The organism is Streptosporangium sp. 'caverna', assembly GCF_003203775.1.
Classification (GTDB): Bacteria; Actinomycetota; Actinomycetes; order Streptosporangiales; family Streptosporangiaceae; genus Streptosporangium; species Streptosporangium subroseum.
On sequence record NZ_CP029711.1, the window covers coordinates 1796401 to 1816765 of the forward strand.

The following is a 20365-nucleotide window of genomic DNA, read 5'->3' on the forward strand; positions in this document are numbered from 1 at the left end:
CGGGTCCGGCGCTGGTCGCGGTGACGGCGCCGGCATCAAACCCAGGCCTGGCATGCCCGCCCCCGGCATGGATCTCAACCGCGATCTCAACATGTCGCCGGAGTGCCGATGATCCCCGGTGAGCCGCGAAGTGCTCCGCCTCTGCTGAGGGGCCGCTGAGCCCGCGATCGTTCACGGATTCCGAGAGGGCATCCGGCGGAGGTATTTCATCAAGACTTGCTTTCTTATCGAACCTGTATAAAACCTGATTTCATATTGAATCCCGACAAGAGGGGTGAATCATATGAAGAGGTGTGAAGATTTCGTTTTCATGGTATTTATTTGCTTTTTCTCAACTGTACTAACGGGTGATGTCCCATGTTTTGAGGGTACTTTCTGGCTGATCGCCACTGTAGTGGTGCGACCGATCGGGATTTCCCGTCATTAGGACCATCGGGGGAATTAAGTGCTTTATCGGAGAAGTAGATGGACATCAAGTCCCATCTCCGGAAAATACGTCGAAGCCCTGGCTGTAGCGGCCATGGCCAGCGCCTTCGTAATCTCATCGACTGAGGTTCCGGCAGAGGCTGCCGGGCAGACGGGAGCGACCGACTCCCGTGTCGGGACCGGCAGCAGCAGTCAGCTTCCCGCTTCCTTCACGTATCTCGCCGGGGGGAACGCCCTCCGAGCGGGCGGCCACTGCGGATGCCGGGGGAGGCACTGCAGGTGCTGGAGAAGGCATCACTGCACGTGCTCAAGGCACCACTGCGTATGCAGGAGAAAACACCACACCTTCGACGTCAACCTCAACAACAACGATACGAACGGCAAGAGCCGTCGCCGTCGAGCGGCTCCGATGGCCTCTGTAGAGCCTCCGGTCGCTCCTGGCGCCGGTCCTTTCGCCGGTCCTCTCGCCGCTCCTGCGGGTCCTCCCGGCCCTCCGGGGCCTGCGGGGCCTCCAGGCCCTCCCGGTCCCGCGGGTCCGGCCGGTCCTGTCGGCCCGAGGGGTCCGGTTGGTCTGGCGGGTCCCGTCGGTCCGAAGGGTCCGGCCGGTGCCATTGGTCTGGCGGGTCCTGCCGGTCCGGTCGGTCTGGCAGGACCGGTGGGCCCCGCTGGTCCGAAGGGCCCGGCCGGTGCCGTGGGTCCGGTAGGTGCCAAGGGTCCGATCGGTTCCAAGGGCCCGATCGGCGCCGTGGGCCCGATGGGTTCCAAGGGCCCGATCGGCGCCGTGGGTCTGGCAGGTCCTGCCGGTTCCAAGGGTCCGGTGGGTGCCACCGGTCCCAGAGGTTCGGCGGGTGGCATCGGTGTCAGCGTTTTCGCGGCCCCTCAGCCTCTCTGCGCGATGTCTTTCACGAGCGCGGTCCCTCTGGTCTCCGCGGTCCCTGTGTTTCCCATGGGTGCCGGCTGTCTTGAAGCCAGCTGTGTGCCCTGCAGGTAGGACCCTTTCGGTCCGATGAGGCGTCATGTGAATCGGTGCGATATTTGGCTCGGCGATACATTGGCCGCATATCGCAATAGGGGCAAAGCTATCTATTTGAGGCTTTCGTGCGCCCCACCCTGAAATCAATATCTCGCAAGATCGCTCGAACGGGCGATCGGAGTCTCCCTCTCGGAGCCGTTCCGCCGAGGTGGGGGATTGTGGAAGGTGGCAAATGTCGCACCCAGTGCTAACCGGGTGCGACATTTGGCATTATGGCCATAAATAAACATATGTTCTGAGCGCATACCGGCGTCTGACGGTGGCAGGGTCCTGGCGCGGCTGGGATCCCGCGAAGCCGGCTGAGGGCGGCCTGCGTCCTCGGTTGCCCGAATGGGATTCTATAGAACGTGTTCTAAAGTGGGCCCATGACGATCGAACTCGCCTCCGCCGAGAACGCCGAGAATCCCGGGTCCGCCGAGGGCACAACGGGCGCGTCGGCCGCCGGGGAAGGGTTCGCCGCGCTGGCCCTGCTCGCCCAGCAGGCCCGTGACCTCGTCGACGCCGTCGTGCTGACGGGGGCTCCGCAGGACGAGATCGTCGAGATCACCGCCGAGCTGGCCGTCCTCACCGACCGGCTGCGCGCCCTGCGGCGAACCTCGCGGCATCCCCTGACGTTCGATCCCGAGGGCGTGCCCCGGCACGCGGGAAACGCGGTCACCGGCTCGGCCAACCCGTACGCCCTCCCGCTGGTCTCCCAGGTCACCCCGGACGGGACGATCCGCGCGGAGCTGAGCTTCCGCCAGGTCCACGAGGGCCCGCCCACCTCGGTCCACGGCGGCGTCAGCGCCATGATCCTCGACCACGTCCTGGGGCAGGCCGTCGCGGTGGCGGGCGGTGCGGGGATGACCGGCACCCTCACCCTACGCTACGTGCGCAGGGTCCCGTACGGCGAGCCGCTGGTGGCGACCGCCGAGTACGTCCGATCCGAAGGCCGCAAGTCCTGGGCCGAGGGCCGGATCGCCCTCCCCGACGGCACGCCCCTGGTCGAGGCCACCGGCCTGTTCGTCACGCCCCGGGCATGGAGGGAAGAAGAGGTGACCGGGGCTCAGTAACCCGCGCCGGTGAGCATGCCGCCGTCCACCGTGAACTCGCTGCCCGTGCAGTAGCTCGCCCGGTCGGAGGCGAGGAAGGCCACCACGTGGGAGACCTCGACCGGCTTGGCGAAGCGTTTGATGACCATGGATTTCATGAACGCCTCGCCGTCCACCTCGGCCATGAGGTCCGGATCCAGTGCCATGGAGGTGGCGATGGCACCGGGGTGTACGGAGTTCACCCGGATCTTGAACTGTGCGAGCTCGCGGGCCGCGGCCTTGGTCACGCCGCGCACACCGAACTTGGAGGCGGAGTAGGCGGACAGGCCCGCCGCGCCGATGAAGCCCTCGATCGAGGAGATGTTGACGATCGAGCCCCGGCCGGCGGCCCTCATGGGCGCGATCACGGACTTGACTCCGAGCCAGGTGCCCTTGAGGTTCACGTTGAGGACGTGGTCGAACTCGTCCGGCGTCATATCGGTGATCCGGCGAAATTTCATGATCCCGGCATTGTTGACCAGGACGTCGAGCTTGCCGTACGTCTCGACGGTGATGCCGACCGCGCGTTCCCAATCCTCGGCCTTCGTCACGTCCTGATGAACGAACAGCGCCCCGGTGGCCTCCGCCAGGGCCTTGCCCTCCTCGTCGAGCACGTCGCCGAAGACGACCCGGGCCCCCTCCTGGAGCAGCAGTCGCACGTGGGATTCGCCCATGCCCCTGGCCCCGCCGGTGATCAGCGCGACTTTTCCGTCCAGAAGGCCCATCTCAAGCTCCTCGGATGACTCACTGCGAAGGCGGGTCGCCCCGTTGGGTGAGCGTGCCACCGGCCGCTGATCGTCAAGCTAGCGAACGCTTGGTCGGCTCACAAGATGCCGTCCGGCGCGGGCTCGTCCATCGCGGGCTCGTCCATCGCGGGTTCGTCCATCGCGGGTTCGTCCGGAACCCGCGCTCCGTCGCCGGTCACCTCCGACGGGGAGACGCTGGGATCCGGCTCGCAGGGGGGCAGGTCGAGCTTCACGTCCCGGGACTGCGTTTCGCCCGCGGGGACGGTGGCGATCGTCACCAGTCGCTGTACGGGCTCCCCGCACTCGGGCAGCGCGGCGAACTCCCCGGTGACCCTCCGCGTGTATCCGGTGTCACCGGACAGCCGCAGAACCCGCGTGCTGTCGGTTAGCCTGCCGCCGGCCTTCTGGGCGAACCCGAGCCGTACGGTCACCGCCGAGGTGTCGGGCGTCCGTACCTGGAAGGAGACCGCGGTGCCGTTGAAAGAGGTGATCGAGACCGTCGGAGGCGCGCACTTCGGCCCCTCCACCGAGACCTCCTTGACCTGCGTGCCGTTGGCCGCCGGCCGGTCGGTGACGACGGCGATCCCGAACAGCGCCCGCTCGCCACAGGCGACCTTGGCGGCGGGGATGGAGAGGTTCACGCTGTAGCCGGTCTTTCCGGACAGCGTTCTGGCCCGGGTGCCCAGGACCACGGCTGTGCCCTCGTCGTCCTCGTCGCCCCTGCTCTCCCTGCGGGTGAACGTGGCGGTGAGCCGTACCTCACCCGGGCCGTCCGCACGGACCCGGACGGTCGCCGCGGCGCCGTTCCAGGTGACGATGTCCACGTTTTCGACCGAGGGAGCGGGGCACGGCTCGCCGCTGACCTTCATCGTGCGGCTCCGTACGCCCTCGGCGGCCTGGGGCGAGGTGGAGACCGTGACCCGGCGATAGAGGGTCTGCCCGCAGGCCGGAGCGGTGAAGGTGTGCGGGACGGTGTGGGAGTAGGTCTTCAGCCCGGCGAGGGTGAAGGTGCGCGGCGGTGTCTCCTTGAGCCGGTCGGGGTTCGGTCCCTCGGCGAACCCGATGGTCAGCACGACGTTCGCCGAGGTGGAGGCCCGGAGGTCGACCGTGGTCCCGTTTGCGTCGATCCCCATGATCGACAGACCGCTGACCGTGTGTACGGTCGGCGATCCCGAGCCGGTCGGAGTCGGGGCCGAGGTCGGGGTCGGTGCGTCCGTGGCGCTCTTCGACGGGCCCGGGCTCTGGGTCTGGCTCTTCGACGGAACCGGAATCGGGACCGGGGCCCGCACCTGACTCTTCGACGGAGTCGGCGCGGGATGGTCTGCGTCTGTGGAATTCGCGGGCAGCCGGGCACGGCTGGTGGAGCCCGGCCGGGGGCTGATGATCGGCTCCGGCGGCGACTCCACGTCCTGGCTCTGCCCGGCAGGGACGTCCCCGTTCACGGAGGGGCTCGACGGAGTGAAGATCGTGTCCGCGGAGAGCCTGTCGGGGGCCTGGTTGGCGGCCACCAGCCCGACCGTCACCGCGACGGTGATCACGCCCGCTCCGGCCAGCATCCGGGGACCCAGCCGGGGGCGGCGCATCCTCCCCACCCGGCCGATCACGCTCTGGGCGACCGAGGTGCTCGCCTCCGGCCTGGGCTTGGCCAGGGGGAACGCCAGCGCCAGCAGCGTCGCCAGCTCGGCCAGATGCCGCCGCCCGCGCTGCTCCCACTCCGGTCCGTAGGCGGACAGCGCCGCCAGCTCCAGCTCGGAGAGGAACGCCCGCGCCGACGACGGCCGGTCCATCGGGGCCTTGGCCATGCCCCACGCGACCAGTCCCCTGACCGAGCTCGGCACGTGCTCCACCGGCACCGGTGTGTTCTGGTGCTGGTACATCAGCGCGGCGTGATGGTCGGCCGTGTACGGCCTGCGCCCGGTGAGGCATTCGAAGAACACGCACGTCGCCGCGTAGACATCGGTCGCCGTGCTCGCCGGGGCGCCCGTCCACTGCTCGGGAGCCATGTAGGGCGGGGTGCCGGCGGGAGCGTCGGACTCTCCGACGTGGGTGGCGATGCCGAAGTCCGTCAGCTTGCTGGTGCCGTCCGCCTGGATCAGCACGTTCTCCGGTTTGTAGTCGCGGTGCACGACCCCGGCCGAGTGCGCGAAGGCCAGGCCGAGCAGCGAGCCCTTGAGCACCGTCAGCGCCGCCTCGGGGCTCGTGCTGCCGTGTTCGGCCAGGATCTTCCTGAGCGCGACCCCGTCCACGAGCTCCATCACGATCGCGGCTTCGAGCACGTCCTCGTAGTACTCGTAGAACTGGACCACGTTCGGGTCGCGCAGTTCCACCATGACGTGCGCCTCGTCGCGGAAGCGCGCCAGGAAACCGCGGTCGTCCTTCAAGGCCGCGTTCAGGTATTTGATGGCCACGTAGGCGCCGGTGGCGGCATACGTGGCCAGAACCACTCGTCCGCCGCCGCCGGCGCCGAGCTCCCGAATCTCGCGATATCCCGGAACCATTCGGTCCCCTTCCGAGTGCCGTCGCCTTGTTTGACGGTCTCACCCATACGCTTGGTTGTCACGATCCGAGAAATTTGGCGGAGAGTGATATGAAAAACATGCCGAGTAGCCGTTCTGGCCACATAGTGAGCTTTGATCGGCGGTCAGGCAAGCGCTGGGATTCAGGAAGGCCGGAGCGGTATCGCGACGCGTTGGAGTCGTTGACCTATCGAGCCGGCAGGGAGCCGTAGACGGCCTCGGCGAGGCGGTAGGCACGGAGGCTGCCCGAGACCGCGCCCGCCATCTTGTTCATCGCGTAGGCCATGCCCAGGCGGTGTTCGACATCGCCGAGGCCCAGGGATCCACCCATACCGGTATGTCCGAAAGCGGACTCCACGCCCCCCGCCGGGGTGAGGAAGGTCAGGGACGGGCGCATGTAGCCGAGGCCGAAGGAACTGTCGATGAACAGCACCCTGTCCGGGCCGTCGACCCTCCTGCGGGTCGCGTCCCTCAGGGTCTCCGCGCGCAGGATCCGCCCGGCCGCCAGGTCGCGATAGAAGCCCGCGAGGCCTCGGGCGGTGGCGACGGCGCCCATCGCCGGCCAGCCCGCACGGAGGATGACCGGGTTGTTGCCGCCTCCCTGAAGCCGGTGGATCGGCGGATTGCCCAGCGCCCGGTTCATCAGGCTGTCCTTGTCCTGGGAGGCCCGGGACATCTCGTAGATCGGATCTCCGGGGCCCTGTCCCGGCAGCTCGGCCGCGGCGCTGTCCGGGCCGCTGTCCGTCGCGGGCCTCCTCCGCTCTCCGGCGGACAGCCGCGCCGCTCGCGCCGCCACGTCGTCCGGTGCGCCGACCCAGAGTTCCAGCCCCAGAGGCCCGGCGATCTCGGTGGCCACGATCTCGCCCACGGTCTTGCCCGACACCCGGCGAATCACCTCGCCGACCAGGAACCCGTACGTCAGCGCGTGGTAGCCGTGCGCGGTTCCCGGCTCCCAGATCGGCGCCTGCCCGGCGAGGCGGTCGGCGATGGCGGGCTGGTCCTCGAACTCCTCCAGCGGGACCTGCTCCTCGATCATGGGCAGCCCGGCCTGGTGGGTGAGCAGGTGTTCGACGGTGACGCGCTCCTTGCCGCCCCGCGCGAACTCCGGCCAGACCTCCGCGACCGGAGCGGTGACGTCGAGCAGCCCGCGCTCGGCCAGCAGCAGCGCCGCCGTCGCGGTCACCGCCTTCGTGCACGAGTACGTCAGCACGGGGGTGTCGCTCTCCCAGGCCCGCCCGCTGTGCCGGTCGGCGACCCCACCCCACAGGTCCACGACGGGCTCACCGTCCAGGAAGACGGCGAACGCCGCGCCCAGCTCCTCTCCGTCGGCGAAATGCCTGTCGAACACCTCACGCACCCGGGAGAACCGGGGGTCGCACGTCCCGTGAACCGTCGTCATGACCCGTCCTTACAAAAGTGAGCACTTGCTTGGCGGTCGAGCCTAACAACCGGGACCGTTCCGGCCCGGGAAAGGGTTCGGGATCCGTTCGGCGTCGGCGCCCAGGGCGTCCTGATCCGAGTGGCGAGGGTGCCGGGGTCCTCACCCCGTTCGTCCGTCGTCGTCGACGGTGGTTCATCACGACCGTCTGGGCCCGGAGGCAGGTGAAAAGGTCACCGGGAAGGACATTTGTCCTGGGGTATTCGGGATCGATGGATCTGCTGGAGAGATCCGTCCCCTGGCAGCGTGGCGGACATGAGAGAAAAGGTGGTGGGTGCCGCGGTGGCGGCGACGATCCTGCTGTCGGCATGCGCGGACGTGCCGGCGGGACGGGCGCCGGAGCGGGCCCACGAGGACGTGGTCCGGACGGACGCGGGGGCCGTACGGGGAACGGTGACCGGCGAGCACCGGATCTTCCAGGGGATTCCCTATGCGGCTCCGCCGGTGGGGGAGTTGCGGTGGAACTCGCCGGCGCCGGTGAGAGCCTGGAGCGGAATCAGGGAGGCCACCCGGCCGGGCAGCATGTGCCCGCAGGTGGGAAGCGACTACGCGAAGGTGGCCAGCTCCGATGAGGACTGCCTGTTCCTCAACGTGACGGCACCGCGCACACCCCGGCGGAACAGGCCGGTGATGGTGTGGATCCACGGCGACGGAGCCCTGGGCTCCGGCGACCTCAGCGATGTGCGCCGGATCGCCACCCGGGGGGACGTGGTGGTCGTCACGATCAACTACCGGCTCGGGGTGTTCGGCGGTTTCGGGTATCCGGGGCTCAAGGGGTCGGGCACGTACGGCCTGCAGGACCAGCAGGCGGCCCTGCGCTGGGTTCGCCGCAACGCCGCCGCGTTCGGAGGGGATCCGGCGAACGTGACGGTGTTCGGCGTCTCGTGGGGCGCGCTGAGCATCGGTGGGCACCTGACCTCGCCGGGTGCCGAGGGCCTGTTCGACCGGGCCGTCATGCAGAGCGGCGAGAGCATGATGGACATGCTCGCCGGCAGCATGGGCGAGGGTGTCCCCGCTCACCCGTCCTACGTCTGGCGCACGGTGGCGGAGGTGGAGGGGATGGGGACGTACGTGGCCCCGCGGCTCGGGTGTGAGGACCTCCGCTGCCTGCGGGCCCTTCCGGTGGAGAAGATCCTCGAAGTGCCGCAGATCATGAACATGTTCCAGACCTACGCCTATGGAAGCGAGACGCTGCCCAGGCTGCCGTCCGCGGAGTTCCGGGCGGGCCGCGTCCACCGGGTCCCGGTGATCTCGGGGGCGACCCGGGACGAGCACCGGCTCTTTGTCGGGTTGTTCCACGACGTGGCGGGCAAGCCGGTTACCGCCGGGCAGTACGGCAGGCTGCTGAAGACCGCGTTCGGCGAGGACGCGGCGAGGGTGCGCGCGGAGTATCCGGTCGCCGCGTACGGCTCACCGGGGCTGGCGTGGGCCGCCGTGACCACCGACCGCATGTGGGCCAGGGCCACCTTCGAGCAGAACAGGCTGCTCAGCGGGAGCGCGCCGACATACGCCTACCAGTTCGCCGACCGCCGGGCCCCGATGTTCCTGCCGCTGGGGACGGACTTCCCCTGGGGGGCCTACCACGCGGGCGACATGCCGTACCTCTTCACCGAGAGGAAGGCCGCCTTCACCCCGGCCCAGCGGAGGCTGTCCGACCAGATGATCGCCTACTGGACGAACTTCGCCCGCACCGGCGACCCCAACGGGGAAGGACTGCCCCGCTGGGAGCGCTTCGACCGCGCCGCCCCCGTCCCGCACACCCAGTCACTGGAGCCGGACGCGATCAAGCCTGTCGACTACGCCGCCGACCACAACCTCGACTTCTGGCCGGCACCGGGCAGCTGACGTATCTGAACGTATCTGACACTGCCATGGTCGAGACGCTGACCAGGGGAAACCCTCACCGGCGTTTCACCTCGACCATGGCGGTGTCTTTTCGTCTACGGCTTTCTTTCGGTCCGTAGTCGTCCGGCACCGCATCTTCCGTTGTCTCCAGTCCTCGACATATCGACGTCTTCCTTACTAATTGACGTGATATAAGTTCTACAAATCATTCGTCGACAGAAATTTTGGTATGCAAACTATTCATAGTCGTGCAAGATTTTTCATGGTGGCCATGGCGGCTGTCGTCACCCTGGTTTTTGTCATCTGCGGGCTGAACGCCCTCACTCCCCGAGTCGCTCTCTCCGCTTCCGTGGATACCGCCGTGAGCAAGAGCAAGCAGTCGGTGACGACCTCGGTGTCGAAGGTCAGCGGAAAGTCCTACCTCAGGGTGCAGTTGACCAGCAGGTATGGCACCACCAAGCGGTTCACCGTGAAACAGCGCGTCTGCGTGAAGAGCGCGTGCCGAACGGTCACGACCGCCCTTTCCGTAAGCGCGGGCAAGACGGCGTGGCAGGGAAAATACCTCGGTACCAGCACGTACAAGAAGAGTGGCGCCCCCTCCGTGTCGGCGGCGACGCCCCCGACGCCGTCTCCCGCGCCCAGGGTCACCAAGACGGCCACCGTCACCACGGCTCCAACTGTGACCGCTACGGTCAGGGAGACGGTCACCGTGACCAACACCGTCACCGCTACGGCCACCGCCACCGCCACGGTCACCGCCACGCCCACGGCCACCGCCACCGTCACCGCTACGCCCACGGCCACGGCCACGGTGACGGTCACTGCCACGCCCACCGTTACCGTGACCGTCACCGAAGAGCCCGGTACGGACCCTGAAGAGCCAGGGCCCGATCCCGAAGAGCCCGGGACGGACCCTGAAGACCCAGGGACGGACCCCGAGGAGCCTGAGACGGACATCCTCTGCGGGGCGTCCGCCAACCTCTATGGGTTCACATACTGCAGCACGGGAAACAGGGTGCTTCCTCCCGCGGCGAACGCCTGCGCTGCATTCGCCTGCATCGACTATTTCCCAAATGGGAAGGGCTACCTGGTCATGTGTAAGGACGAGATGGTGAGCCTGTCAGGTGGAATCAAGGGGGCCTGCTCTTCTCACGGAGGAGTGCTCCGGACGATCTATCGGACCGCCGCGTAGGCCGTATTGCGGAATGTTCATAAAGGACGGGCGTGGTGTCTCTGCCGACCTCGTTGGCCCGACCCGTCGTGCGGGATTCGTGAGCGGCTCGACCGGGGCCTGAGAATGCCCGTCCTTGCTGTTTCCGGGCCGCGATGCTCCGCCGCTTCCAGGTTGTGAGGCTTCGCCGCGTTTCGTTTCCCGGGTGGTCTGGCTGTCGTCCCAGGTGAATGGGATTCCACGGGTCGCGGGTGTCCTTTTCCGGTCGGCGAAGTCGGTCGGAAAAGAAGCCGTGGGCCTCCCTGTGTCAGCGGAGGCCCACGGCCGGGGGTGCACCTGATCGGCGAGAGGATCGGCGCCTATCGCCGATCAGGCGGGTTCAGAACCTCAGGGGTAGGAGACGAGCTTGGACGGGATCGTCGCCGTGCCCTGGGCGGGACCGCCGACGCCGTTGATCACGTGGTTGATCTTCCCTGCGCCTCCGAGGGACACGGTGAGCAGGCTGTGGAACTTGACGCCCGGCTTCACCGGCGTCTCGAACGCGCTCTCCACCTCGATCGTCGGGTCGACGTTGAAGTAGACGTAGCTGCCGAGACCCCAGCCCTCGTGGGTGTTGACCGCCGGGCCGACCTTGTAGGCCGCCCATCCCTTGCTGGTGCCGTTCATGTAGGCCGCCTGGTTCGGCGGGTCGTACGCCTTCTCGTTCTGGAAGAAGATCGTCCGACCGCGCTCGCCGTACCACTCCACGTCGTACTTGCGGAAGTGCTCGACGAACAGGCCCGTGGCCAGCACGTCGTCACCGTTGACGATCAGGCCGGTCTCGGCGGTGTTGACGTTCCAGCCGATGCCCGCGCCGTGGTCGCCGCGCCACAGCCAGGTGTGGTCGATGATCACGTCGTCGCTGTTGACGACCACGCTGGTGGTGGCGTTGCCGGCGAAGGCGCCGCCGATCCGGACGAACACGTCCTGCATCGTGGTCGGGTTGGCGGCGTGGTCGGCGCTCGACCCCTGCGGGCCGATCTCCAGGAGCACGTCGGACTTCTGGGTGCCCGCGTCGATCAGGAAGCCGGCGAGCTTGACGCCGTCCACGTCGGCCACCTTGACCGCGCTGACGCCGCCGCCCGGGATCAGCGTGGCCAGGCCGAGGCCCAGGACCACGGTGTTCGCGCGGGTCACGTTGATCGGCTGGCTGAGGTTGTAGATGCCGGGGGTGAGCAGCAGGTTGAGGCCCGAGCTGAGCGCGGCGTTGATGGTCGCGGCCGAGTCGCTCGGCTTGGCGACGAAGAACTGGCTGAGCGGGAGCGAGGTGCCGGGAGTGGAGCCGTTCGCCCAGCTCACGCCCCGCGCGTTGGTCCGCATGGACGGGACGAACACCCGGTAGCCGCTGGAGTCCGCGTAGAGGTACGGCTTCTCACGGCTGATCGGCGTGGTGTCCAGCGTCGTGTAGGACTGGTCGAGGAAGTTGGTGGCGGGAGCGCCCGTCACTCCGGAGAAGACCATGTTCCACACGCCGTTGACCCAGCCGCCGACGGAGCTGTCACGGGTGTACCACTGCTGCTGTGAGTACGGGCCGACCGCACCGTCGATCTTGCTGTCGGCGATGTAGCCGCCGCTGGCCCAGCCGTAGCCGCTGGGCGCCAGGTTCAGCGCGCCCTTGATGTGCATGCGGCGGAACGGCGCGGCCTGGGAGACCGCCCACTGGTTGGTGCCGCCGGGAGGCTGGACCGACAGGTTCTCCGTCGAGCGCCAGAAGTTCTGGGTCGCGTTGCCGCCGAACCAGCCCGCGTCGACGGTCACGCCGCTGAGGGTGACGTCGTCGGGGTTCTGGCCCAGGCCCATGATCGAGGTGTAGAAGCCGACCTTGGCGTTCACGTTGTAGGTGCCGGGCTTGAACAGGAAGGCGTGGCGCCCGGTGCCGAACTGGGCCGACTCCTGCTGCTGGAAGACCGTGTCCAGCTGGCTCTGGATGCTGGCGGTGGACATGGACGGGTCGAAGACGTGGACGTTCGGGCCCAGGTCCCCTCCGCCACCGGTCGGCGGCGGATCCGTCGGACCGCCCGTCGTGGTGGTGTACACGGCGAACTCCCACAGCGAGTATCCGTAGGCGGTGCCCCGAGCGGTGCCGTTCATCCGGACGTACCGGCCGGAGCCGCTCACGTCGTAGGACTGGTTGCCGCCGGTGGCGCCGGTGACGGTCTTGAGGTCCGTCCAGGTGGTGCCGTTGGCCGATGCCTGGAGCTTGAAGGCGGTCGCGTACGCGGCCTCCCACCTCAGGTCGATCTTGCAGATGTTCAGTGACGAGCCGAGGTCCACCTGGACCCACTGCGGGTCACCGGCGGCGCTGGACCAGCGGGTGCCGTTGTTGCCGTCGAAGGCGGCGGAGGCTGGGGTGCCGGCGCCCTGGATCGACGATGCGCCGGCGGTCTTGTTCAGTGCGGCGTTGGTGGTCGTACACGCTCCGGTGCCCGGGTCGGTGCCGCCGGAGGTGCCGAGGACCTGGAACTCCCACAGGGAGTATCCGTAGCCGGTGGCCCGCGTGACGCCGAGCATCCGGACGTACCGGCCACTGCCGGTGACGTCCCAGGTGTCGGTGCCGCCGTCGCCGCCGGTGACGGTCTTGAGGTCGGTCCAGGTGGTTCCGTTCGCGGATGCCTGGATCTTGTATCCGCTGCCGTAGGCCGCCTCCCAGTTCAGGACGACCTGGCTGATGCCGGCCGAGGCCCCCAGGTCCACCTGGAGCCATTGGGAGTCGGTGTTCGCGCTGGACCAGCGGGTGCCGAGGTTGCCGTCGAAGGCGGCGGAGGCAGGGGTGCCGGCGTTCTCGGTCGATGAGGAGGTCGCGGTCTTTCCTTGCGACAGAAGCGTTGCCGCGAAGGCGGAAGTGGACGGTACTGCGATCAGAGCTGCCAGGAGCGCTAACGCGGTCCATAAAACGGCAGGACGGAATAGACCTCTCATGCTTGTCTCCACAGAGGATCCGGGGGGTGAAAGGGGTCTAACGGCAGGCAGAAACTCGACTTACGACACGCTGTAATACATACCTTATTTTGCTATTTAATTTAACTCATAGGAAACAACAGGGTCAATAGGAAGGTGGTCGCGGCTGCTCGGGCAGGGAGGGGGTTCCGTGTCGATCTCGGACACTCCGCGCGAGGGATACGCCCTGGGTGTGGGGTCGCGCCTTCAGGCGCGCGGAGGGCCGCTGAACCGGGCGTCCGATGCCGTCTCGCCGCTTCCGCCGTGGCGCCGGCGTCGAACCGGGCGACCCGGCGCGCCCCCGGCGGCGAGCAGCGGCTTCAGCAGCCGCGCGTGGTTCTGTTCCTCGGCGACGAACAGGCGCACCGCCTTCGCATAGGCCTCGTCGCCCACCCCGGCCGCCTTGGCCATCAGGTTCGAGCCGTCGCCGTCCTCGCCGACCTGGAAGCGCTGCAGGCTACGCAGCACCGAGCGGTCCAGGCGCGCGCCCCGCCCCCAGTCGGGATCATCGCCGAGCCTGCGGTGCTCGGCCTCTGCCTCGAAGTCCCGTACCCACTCGTCGGCGTCGCGCATACCTGTCGTCATGCCCCGCAACCTAAGGCGGACATGTGCAGAAACGACTGTCCTTCTGTAGAGGATTCGGCGGGCTTTAGCCGGTATGGGTCTATTTGAGCGGGTCGTGCCCCCAGTTCATCAGGGAGTGACGCCATGGAGTCGCCTGGACGTCGCCAGACGGTCGCTGCGCCAGGTGCCGACGGATGTAGCCGGTGACCGTTCGCATGTGGGCGTAGTCATCCTCACTGAGGTCGCTGTTCCCCTTCTTGAGGATCTTTGCGATCCGGCGGCCGGACTCGTGCCCGATCGACTCGGCGCCGCCGGATTTGGCTCCGACGGCCTTTGACTCCCGCGTGCCGAGCCAGCGGTCGAGTTCCGTGGCCGTCATGTTGACCGCCTGGTGGAAATCTTTGGCCGTCTGTTCTCTGTCGTCAGTCATGGTGACCCTTTTTGCGTAGCGCCGACGGCTTGTGTACGGCGCTTTTGCCGCTCCTGTCGCTGCGGACGCGGTACTGGGGATCCTCGGGCGAGGCATCTACGGTGCGCCCGGATTCCTCGGTCCTCTCGGTGATCTTCTTTTCCACCTTGCCCGAGACGGAAGAACCGTGGCTTCTCCAGGTGACCTCGTCGCCCACGGCTGGTTCGTCCTGCTTTTTCTTATTGCCCATAGAGGTTTGAATACCCGTCCCTCGAAAGGAACAAGCATTTATGTGTAGACCATAAACGTCTTATTGGACGGTCGGTTACGCGCTGAGGCCCTCGTCGAACTCGGGGGAGCCGGTCTCCACGGTGAGCACGATCTTGCCGGTGGCGCGCCCCGCTCGGGTGCCTGGGCCGCCTTCTCCAGCGGCAGCACCGTGTCGATCTCGGCGCGCAGCCTGCCCCTGTCGGCCGGCGCGGCGATCGCCTTCGTGCCGGCGTGGTCCAGGCGGTCGTCCAGCGGGGCGCCGTCACTCGGCGTGGCGCCGGTGTGTGCTGGATCACACCACGTGCGGCGAACCTTTCCGGACGCGAGTGGATCTCAGGGATGTGAAAAACTTCAAGCGTTTCCTGCTCGCCGGTGGCGTGGCCACGACCGTCGTCCTGTCGTCCGGAGTTGCCGCCAACGCCGCGGGTTATCCGAACTACCCGGCCCCGAAGACCTTCGGCACGACCTTGCAGGCCGATCCCGGGCACGACTTCACCAAGCACATCAGCCCCCGCCGCAACGGCATCCTGCGCGGCTGGGTCACCCACGTCAGCGGCACCACGGTCGAGTACGAGCCCATCAAATGGAAGAAGGGCACCCAGACCGAGGGCTGGTTCGTCGGCCCGCCGGAGAACGACGCGATGGCCTACTCGTCGCGCGTCGCCAAGGGCGTCATCTTCCTGTCGGCGTCCGGGTGCAAGGTGTCCGGCGGCGAACCCACACTGGCCCGGAGCACCGGGCTCGGCGCCAAGCGCTGCTCGCGGACCGTCCTGCTCAAGCGGTACGCCCGCAGCGGTCAGCCCTCACTGATCACCGTCTACCGCGGCGAGATCGTCAAGGTTCAGGAGATCTTCACCCCCTGACCCTCGCGGGCGTGACCTGACCCGCGTCGTCGAGAGAGCCCGCGCGCCTGGCGGACGCGGGGCGAGGCAGGCCCGCGCGGGTCTCGGGGGGCCGTGTGCGAGGTGATCCGGCCGGAAGGCAGAGTTGACCTGTGGCCGCCGCGACCTCGCGGTGGGCGGAAGGAGAGACGACCATGCGCGCACGACGGCTCGAAGAGTTGCTGGGCATCGAGCATCCGATCGTCCTGGGCCCCTTCGGCGGGGGACTGTCCACGGTGTCGTTGGTCTCCACCGTGTCCGAGAGCGGCGGGCTGGGCTCGTACGGCGCGAACAACCTCGCACCGGAGCAGATCACCGGAGTGGTCGGGGAGCTGCGAGCCGCCACCGCCCGGCCGTTCGCGGTCAACCTGTGGGTGCCCCAGCCCGGAGAGCGAGACCGGCCCGACGACCTCGCCAGGCATGTTGAGCGGCTCCGGCCGTACTACGAGGAGCTGGGCGTGGACCCGCCGGACCTCGACGGACCCTTCGGCCAGGACTTCGACGCCCAGATCGAGGCGCTGCTGGCGGCGGAGCCTCCGGTGATCAGCTTCATCATGGGTGTGCCGCCGGAGCGGGTGATCGCGGAGGCACGGCGACGCGGGATCGTGACGATCGGCACGGCCGCGACGGTCGACGAGGCCGTCGCGATCGAGGAGGCGGGGCTGGACGCCGTCATCGCCTCCGGCAACGACGCCGGTGGACATCGGGGTTCGTTCCTGCGCCCGGCGGAGGAGTCGTTCGTCGGGACGTTCTCCCTCGTGCCCCAGGTGGCCGACGCCGTCTCCGTTCCGGTCATCGCGGCGGGAGGGATCGCCGACGGCCGGGGTGTCGCCGCCGCGCTCACCCTCGGCGCGGACGGCGTGCAGATCGGAACCGGCTTCCTGGTGACCGCCGAGTCCAGCGCGAGCCCGGTGCACAGGGCCGTCCTGAACAGTCCCGAGGCGAGGGTCACCGTGCTCACCCGGCTGTTCTCCGGGCGTCACCTCCGCGTGATCCCCAACCGGTTCGTCCGGGAGATGGCGGCGTTCGAGGCCGAGGTCCCGCGGTATCCCTTCCACAACGCGCTCATGCAGCCCATCCGCCGGGCCGGAACCGCGGACCACTCCAGCCTGCTGTCGGGCCAGGCGGCCGCGCTCGCCCGCCCGCGTCCCGCCAAGGACTACTTCGACGAGCTCGTCTCCGACGCCGAGCGGATCCTGCGGGATCGCGTCTGACCTGTCTGCCGCGTACCCGGGTGCCGTTCGGAGAGACCGAGCCGTGTCGGGATACGTTGAGATATGGACTCTGGTTTCAGCTATTTCGCAACAGACGATGCAGTTGATCCCGCCGGGGTCGCCCAGGTGGTCGAGCAGCGGGGTCATTCGATGCTCCTGTTCGCTGAACACACGCACATCCAGGCGGGCGCGCCCCTCATCCGAGAGGGGCTCCCGCAGCCCCGCAAGTACTGGCACACCTACGACTCCCTGGTCTCGTGCACCGCCGCGGGTCTCGCCACGACGCGACTGCGGGTGGGGACCGGCATCTGCCTGATTCCCCAGCACCACCCGATCAGCCTCGCCAAGTCGGTGGCGAGCGTCGACGCCCTCACGGGCGGACGATTCGAGTTCGGAGTGGGGGCGGGCTGGAACGAACCCGAGATGCGCAACCACGGGGTCGATCCGGCGCGCCGTTTCGCGCTGACGAAGGAGTACGTCGAGGCGATGCAGCAGATCTGGACCCACGATGAAGCCGAGTACCACGGCGAGTTCGTGTCGTTCGATCCACTCTGGTCATGGCCGAAGCCGGCGCAGCGACCGTACCCGCCGGTGCTGGTCGGCGGCACGGGACCCAAGGTGTTCGACCGGGTGCTGGCCTATGGCGACGGTTGGTTGCCGACGTACGGACCGGGCATCCTGGAGCGGGTGCCGGAGCTGTTCCGGCGCGCAGAGGAGGCGGGGAAGCGGGTGCGGGTGGTGATGATGGCCATCCCTTCGGATCCCAAGGTGATCGAGGCCTGCGAGCGGGCGGGGGTCAGCACCGTGCTGTCGACGCTGCCGTCGGCCGGTCTGAGCCGCGTCGAGCTCCAGATGGACGCCTTCGAGGCGGCCCTCGCGGAGATGCTGGGGGAATGATCCCGGGGCTTTCCGGCCGGGACCACCTCGTCAGGTGCCGGAAATCCGCCTCCTCCATGACTCCGCCGGCCGATTCCCATCGGGCCGTGTCCGGTATCGTCGCCCGCCGTCGAACGCGCAGGTCACGAAGATCCACAACGGGTCGGCCAACGGAGTCTTCCATGGGCGGAATGGTCCGGCGGGCGGCATGGTGGGAGAGGGCGCGATCCCGATACCGTGGGCGATGTCGCGAGATATGGAGGAGCCCATGGCAGGCGGACCCCTGCAGCCCGGAGATCCACGCACGCTGGGAGACTTCCAGGTCGTCGCGCGGTTGGGCGAGGGCGGTCAGGGGATCGTCTACGAGGGCCGGGCAGTCGGCGGTGACCGCGTCGCGATCAAGGTCCTCAAGAACGGCGCGGACCCGCAGACCCACGCGAGACTGGCCCGCGAGATCGAGTCCGCCCAGCGGGTGGCCCCATTCTGCACGGCCAGGGTGCTCGCGGCCGACCTCGACCGCCCCGACCCGTTTGTGGTCAGCGAGTTCATCGAGGGCCCGTCCCTCGCCGAACGGGTCCGCGGGAGCGGCCCGTTGCGCGACGGCGACCTGGACCGGCTCGCGATCGGCACCGCCTCCGCCCTGGCGGCCATCCACGGCGCCGGGGTCGTGCATCGTGACTTCAAGCCCGCGAACGTGCTGCTCGGCCCGGACGGGCCGCGCGTGGTCGACTTCGGCATCGCCCGGCCGCTGGACGCCGGCACGGTCGCCTCGGGGATGTCCGGTACGCCGCCGTTCATGGCGCCCGAGCAGCTCAACGGCGTCTACGCCTCGACCGCTGCCGACGTGTTCTCCTGGGCCGCGACCATGGTCTATGCCGCGACCGGCCGCGCCCCGTTCGGGCACGAGGTGATCGCCGCCGTCTTCAACCGCATCCTCAACCATGAGCCCGACCTGGTGGGCGTCCCCGCCGGGCTCCTGGAACCCGTGATCGCGTGCCTGTCCAAGGACCCCGCCGGCCGGCCGTCCGCCCGCGACCTGATGATCCGTCTTGTCGACCCGAGCGTCTCCACGGTCGCGGTGCCCGGCGTCGGCCCCGTGCCTCGCGCCTACGTCCCCACCGACTGGCAGGTTCCTACCGGTTCGCCCCCGCCCTTCGCCTCCACCCCTGCCTCACCCTTCGGCCCGACCTCGTCCCCGGACCCGACCGCGCCCCTCGGCCCGGGCTCGACCTCCATTCCGACCTCGCCCTTCGCCCCCGGCTCGACCTCGCTCCTCGACCCGCCCCGCTCGGTCCCCGATCATGGCTCTGCCGGCGGGCGCCGCCGGGTGCGGAGCGGCGTACTGGCCGGGCTGGCCGCCGTGATCGTCGTCCTGGGAGTGGCCGGCGCGCTGCTCGTGAGAGGCGCGCTCGGAGGCAGCGGCGGCGAAGGCGCCGTGAACGCCGACGCGATCGCGACGGAATCGCAGGGGCAGGGCGTCTCCGCAGATCCGGGCGGTGTCACGGGTACGGGAGGCACGAGCACGGACCCCGAGCCGGGCACCGGAGGCGTCCCCGGCCCCAGCGCCTCGGCCTCCTCGGGCGGGGAGCCCCGGGCGGGTGGCACGGTCCAGGTGCCCGAGGCCTTCGCGGGCACCTGGTCGGGTGACGTGACCGCTGAGGACGGCCGCGCCTATAACGCCACCATCGTTCTGACGCCGGGCGAGAGCGAGGCCGCCTGGCAGGGAGCCGACGGCTGCAAGCAGCGGGCCACGCTGACCAGGGTCAGAGACGGGAAAGTGCTCGACCTCACCGTGGAGCAGAAGTACCCGTGCCCGGGCAGCGACATGACCTTGACACTGACGGATGCGGGCACGCTCGGGTTCATCGGCCAGGACGGCGGCAGCAACGCCGACTACCGCGGGGAACTGCGCCGGCCCTGACCGGCCGGTCCGCGCCGGTGGATCAGTCGGAGCGGACGAGCTGGAAGGAGTAGGGGCCGGTCTTGGCGGCCGCCGAGCGGATCACGAGCGCGTAGCGGCCGTCGCCGTTGGACAGCGCTATCGGGAGCTCGTACCCGCACAGCGGGATCGGTTGCCGGGCAGTCGCGACGCTCGTCTCCGCCGCGTCGACCAACTCCATTTCGATGGCGAGGCAGGAGCCCGCTCCACCGAGCACCTTGATCGCCGAGGCGCCGTCGGCGTCGAACTCGAACCGGTGGACCTCTCCACCGGCCGCGAGCCTCCCCGCCCCCGCGGGGCTGCCCTCGCCGATCTTCAGGCCGAGCTTCACGGGGAAGGAGCGGACCTTCACGGTCGCGAGGCGGAAGGAGTACGGGCCGATCACGTTGGTGTCGCCGGTGATCTCAAGCCGGTGTGCGCCGGCCTTGCTCAGTTTGAAGACCCAGTTGCCGCCGCACAGGGAGAGGTTGTCCAGGCCTTCCGGCTTGCCGTCGATCTCCGCGATCACCTGGACCTTGATGCCGCCGTCGCACCGCATGTCCGCCACGTAGAACTCCCGGGCGCCGCCCAGGTCCAGCGTGAACGTGTCCTTCTGGCCGGCCCGGGTCAGCTCGGCGGAGACCGTGTCGCCGTCGGCGAGGGTGCCGCCGGGGGCGACCGTCCTGGCCTGGCCGGAGCCGCCGGAACTCTGGCCGGAGCCGTCCGGCGCGGCCGAGGGGTCCTGTGTCGGCGGTTCCTGTGACGGCTGGGAGTCAGCGGTGGGCGGGGCGGTCGCCTCCGAGGTCGCGCGGACGGGGGCGGCGGAGGTGGCGGTCGCGTCACCTCCGCCGCCCGGCGCGCCGCATCCGGCGAGCAGGACGGCGATGAGCGATATGCCCAGCAGACGGGCGGCGCGGGCGACGGTCACGGAGGTGACCGGGTGGTTCGTCATGTCCACATCGTGCCGAAGCTTGCTTACAAACCGATTGCCGGTCACTTACGGGACGGGTCC

Annotated in this window: 15 protein-coding genes; 7 read left to right on the top strand and 8 right to left on the bottom strand. The window is 68.7% G+C overall.

Annotated features, from left to right (window positions below):
• Positions 1-1824: 1824 nt before the first annotated feature.
• Entirely contained in the window at positions 1825-2511 is a 687-nt protein-coding gene (locus DKM19_RS08050; RefSeq protein ID WP_110695150.1) for a PaaI family thioesterase, read from the top strand.
• Here DKM19_RS08050 and DKM19_RS08055 read toward each other — a convergent pair.
• From DKM19_RS08055 to DKM19_RS08065, 3 genes are all read right to left on the bottom strand, one after another.
• A complete protein-coding gene (locus DKM19_RS08055; RefSeq protein WP_110695151.1) occupies positions 2505-3254 on the bottom strand; it encodes a glucose 1-dehydrogenase in 750 nt (249 codons plus the stop codon). The genes DKM19_RS08050 and DKM19_RS08055 overlap by 7 nt on opposite strands.
• 98 nt (positions 3255-3352) lie before the next feature.
• Positions 3353-5773: a serine/threonine-protein kinase gene (locus DKM19_RS08060; protein WP_110695152.1), complete on the bottom strand. Its 2421-nt coding sequence runs from the start codon at positions 5771-5773 to the stop codon at positions 3353-3355.
• A 205-nt stretch (positions 5774-5978) separates the two neighbouring features.
• Positions 5979-7190: a serine hydrolase domain-containing protein gene (locus DKM19_RS08065; protein WP_110695153.1), complete on the bottom strand. Its 1212-nt coding sequence runs from the start codon at positions 7188-7190 to the stop codon at positions 5979-5981.
• 294 nt (positions 7191-7484) lie between these two features.
• On the opposite strand from DKM19_RS08065, the gene DKM19_RS08070 reads away from it, so the two are divergent.
• Complete coding sequence (locus DKM19_RS08070; RefSeq protein ID WP_110695154.1) at positions 7485-9074, top strand: carboxylesterase/lipase family protein; 1590 nt, start codon at positions 7485-7487, stop codon at positions 9072-9074.
• A 262-nt stretch (positions 9075-9336) separates the two neighbouring features.
• Positions 9337-10266: a hypothetical protein gene (locus tag DKM19_RS49330; RefSeq protein ID WP_162641359.1), complete on the top strand. Its 930-nt coding sequence runs from the start codon at positions 9337-9339 to the stop codon at positions 10264-10266.
• 366 nt (positions 10267-10632) lie between these two features.
• Here DKM19_RS49330 and DKM19_RS08080 read toward each other — a convergent pair whose 3' ends face one another.
• The 4 genes from DKM19_RS08080 to DKM19_RS08095 all read right to left on the bottom strand — a co-directional run bounded on the left by DKM19_RS08080 (position 10633) and on the right by DKM19_RS08095 (position 14444).
• Positions 10633-13203 (bottom strand): discoidin domain-containing protein, encoded by a 2571-nt coding sequence (locus DKM19_RS08080; RefSeq protein ID WP_110695155.1) that lies wholly within the window; start codon positions 13201-13203, stop codon positions 10633-10635.
• A 225-nt stretch (positions 13204-13428) separates the two neighbouring features.
• A complete protein-coding gene (locus tag DKM19_RS50530; protein WP_204358703.1) occupies positions 13429-13806 on the bottom strand; it encodes a hypothetical protein in 378 nt (125 codons plus the stop codon).
• A 79-nt stretch (positions 13807-13885) separates the two neighbouring features.
• Positions 13886-14215, bottom strand: a complete 330-nt coding sequence (locus tag DKM19_RS08090; RefSeq protein ID WP_110695156.1) for a DUF3140 domain-containing protein — start codon at positions 14213-14215, stop codon at positions 13886-13888.
• Positions 14208-14444 carry a DUF2945 domain-containing protein gene (locus DKM19_RS08095; RefSeq protein ID WP_110695157.1) on the bottom strand — a complete coding sequence of 79 codons (237 nt, stop codon included), beginning with the start codon at positions 14442-14444 and terminating at the stop codon, positions 14208-14210. Before DKM19_RS08095 ends, DKM19_RS08090 begins: the two co-directional genes overlap by 8 nt.
• Before the next feature lie 361 nt (positions 14445-14805).
• On the opposite strand from DKM19_RS08095, the gene DKM19_RS08100 reads away from it, so the two are divergent.
• The 4 genes from DKM19_RS08100 to DKM19_RS08115 all read left to right on the top strand — a co-directional run bounded on the left by DKM19_RS08100 (position 14806) and on the right by DKM19_RS08115 (position 19356).
• Positions 14806-15327, top strand: coding sequence for a hypothetical protein (locus DKM19_RS08100; RefSeq protein WP_110695158.1), 522 nt, complete (start codon positions 14806-14808; stop codon positions 15325-15327).
• 173 nt (positions 15328-15500) lie between these two features.
• Positions 15501-16559: a nitronate monooxygenase family protein gene (locus tag DKM19_RS08105; protein WP_110695159.1), complete on the top strand. Its 1059-nt coding sequence runs from the start codon at positions 15501-15503 to the stop codon at positions 16557-16559.
• A 63-nt stretch (positions 16560-16622) separates the two neighbouring features.
• Positions 16623-17456 (top strand): LLM class F420-dependent oxidoreductase, encoded by an 834-nt coding sequence (locus tag DKM19_RS08110; protein ID WP_110695160.1) that lies wholly within the window; start codon positions 16623-16625, stop codon positions 17454-17456.
• Between the two features lie 247 nt (positions 17457-17703).
• Positions 17704-19356: a serine/threonine-protein kinase gene (locus DKM19_RS08115; protein ID WP_162641360.1), complete on the top strand. Its 1653-nt coding sequence runs from the start codon at positions 17704-17706 to the stop codon at positions 19354-19356.
• A gap of 22 nt (positions 19357-19378) precedes the next feature.
• On the opposite strand, the gene DKM19_RS08120 is transcribed toward DKM19_RS08115, so the two are convergent.
• Positions 19379-20305: a hypothetical protein gene (locus DKM19_RS08120; RefSeq protein ID WP_110695162.1), complete on the bottom strand. Its 927-nt coding sequence runs from the start codon at positions 20303-20305 to the stop codon at positions 19379-19381.
• Positions 20306-20365: the final 60 nt, after the last annotated feature.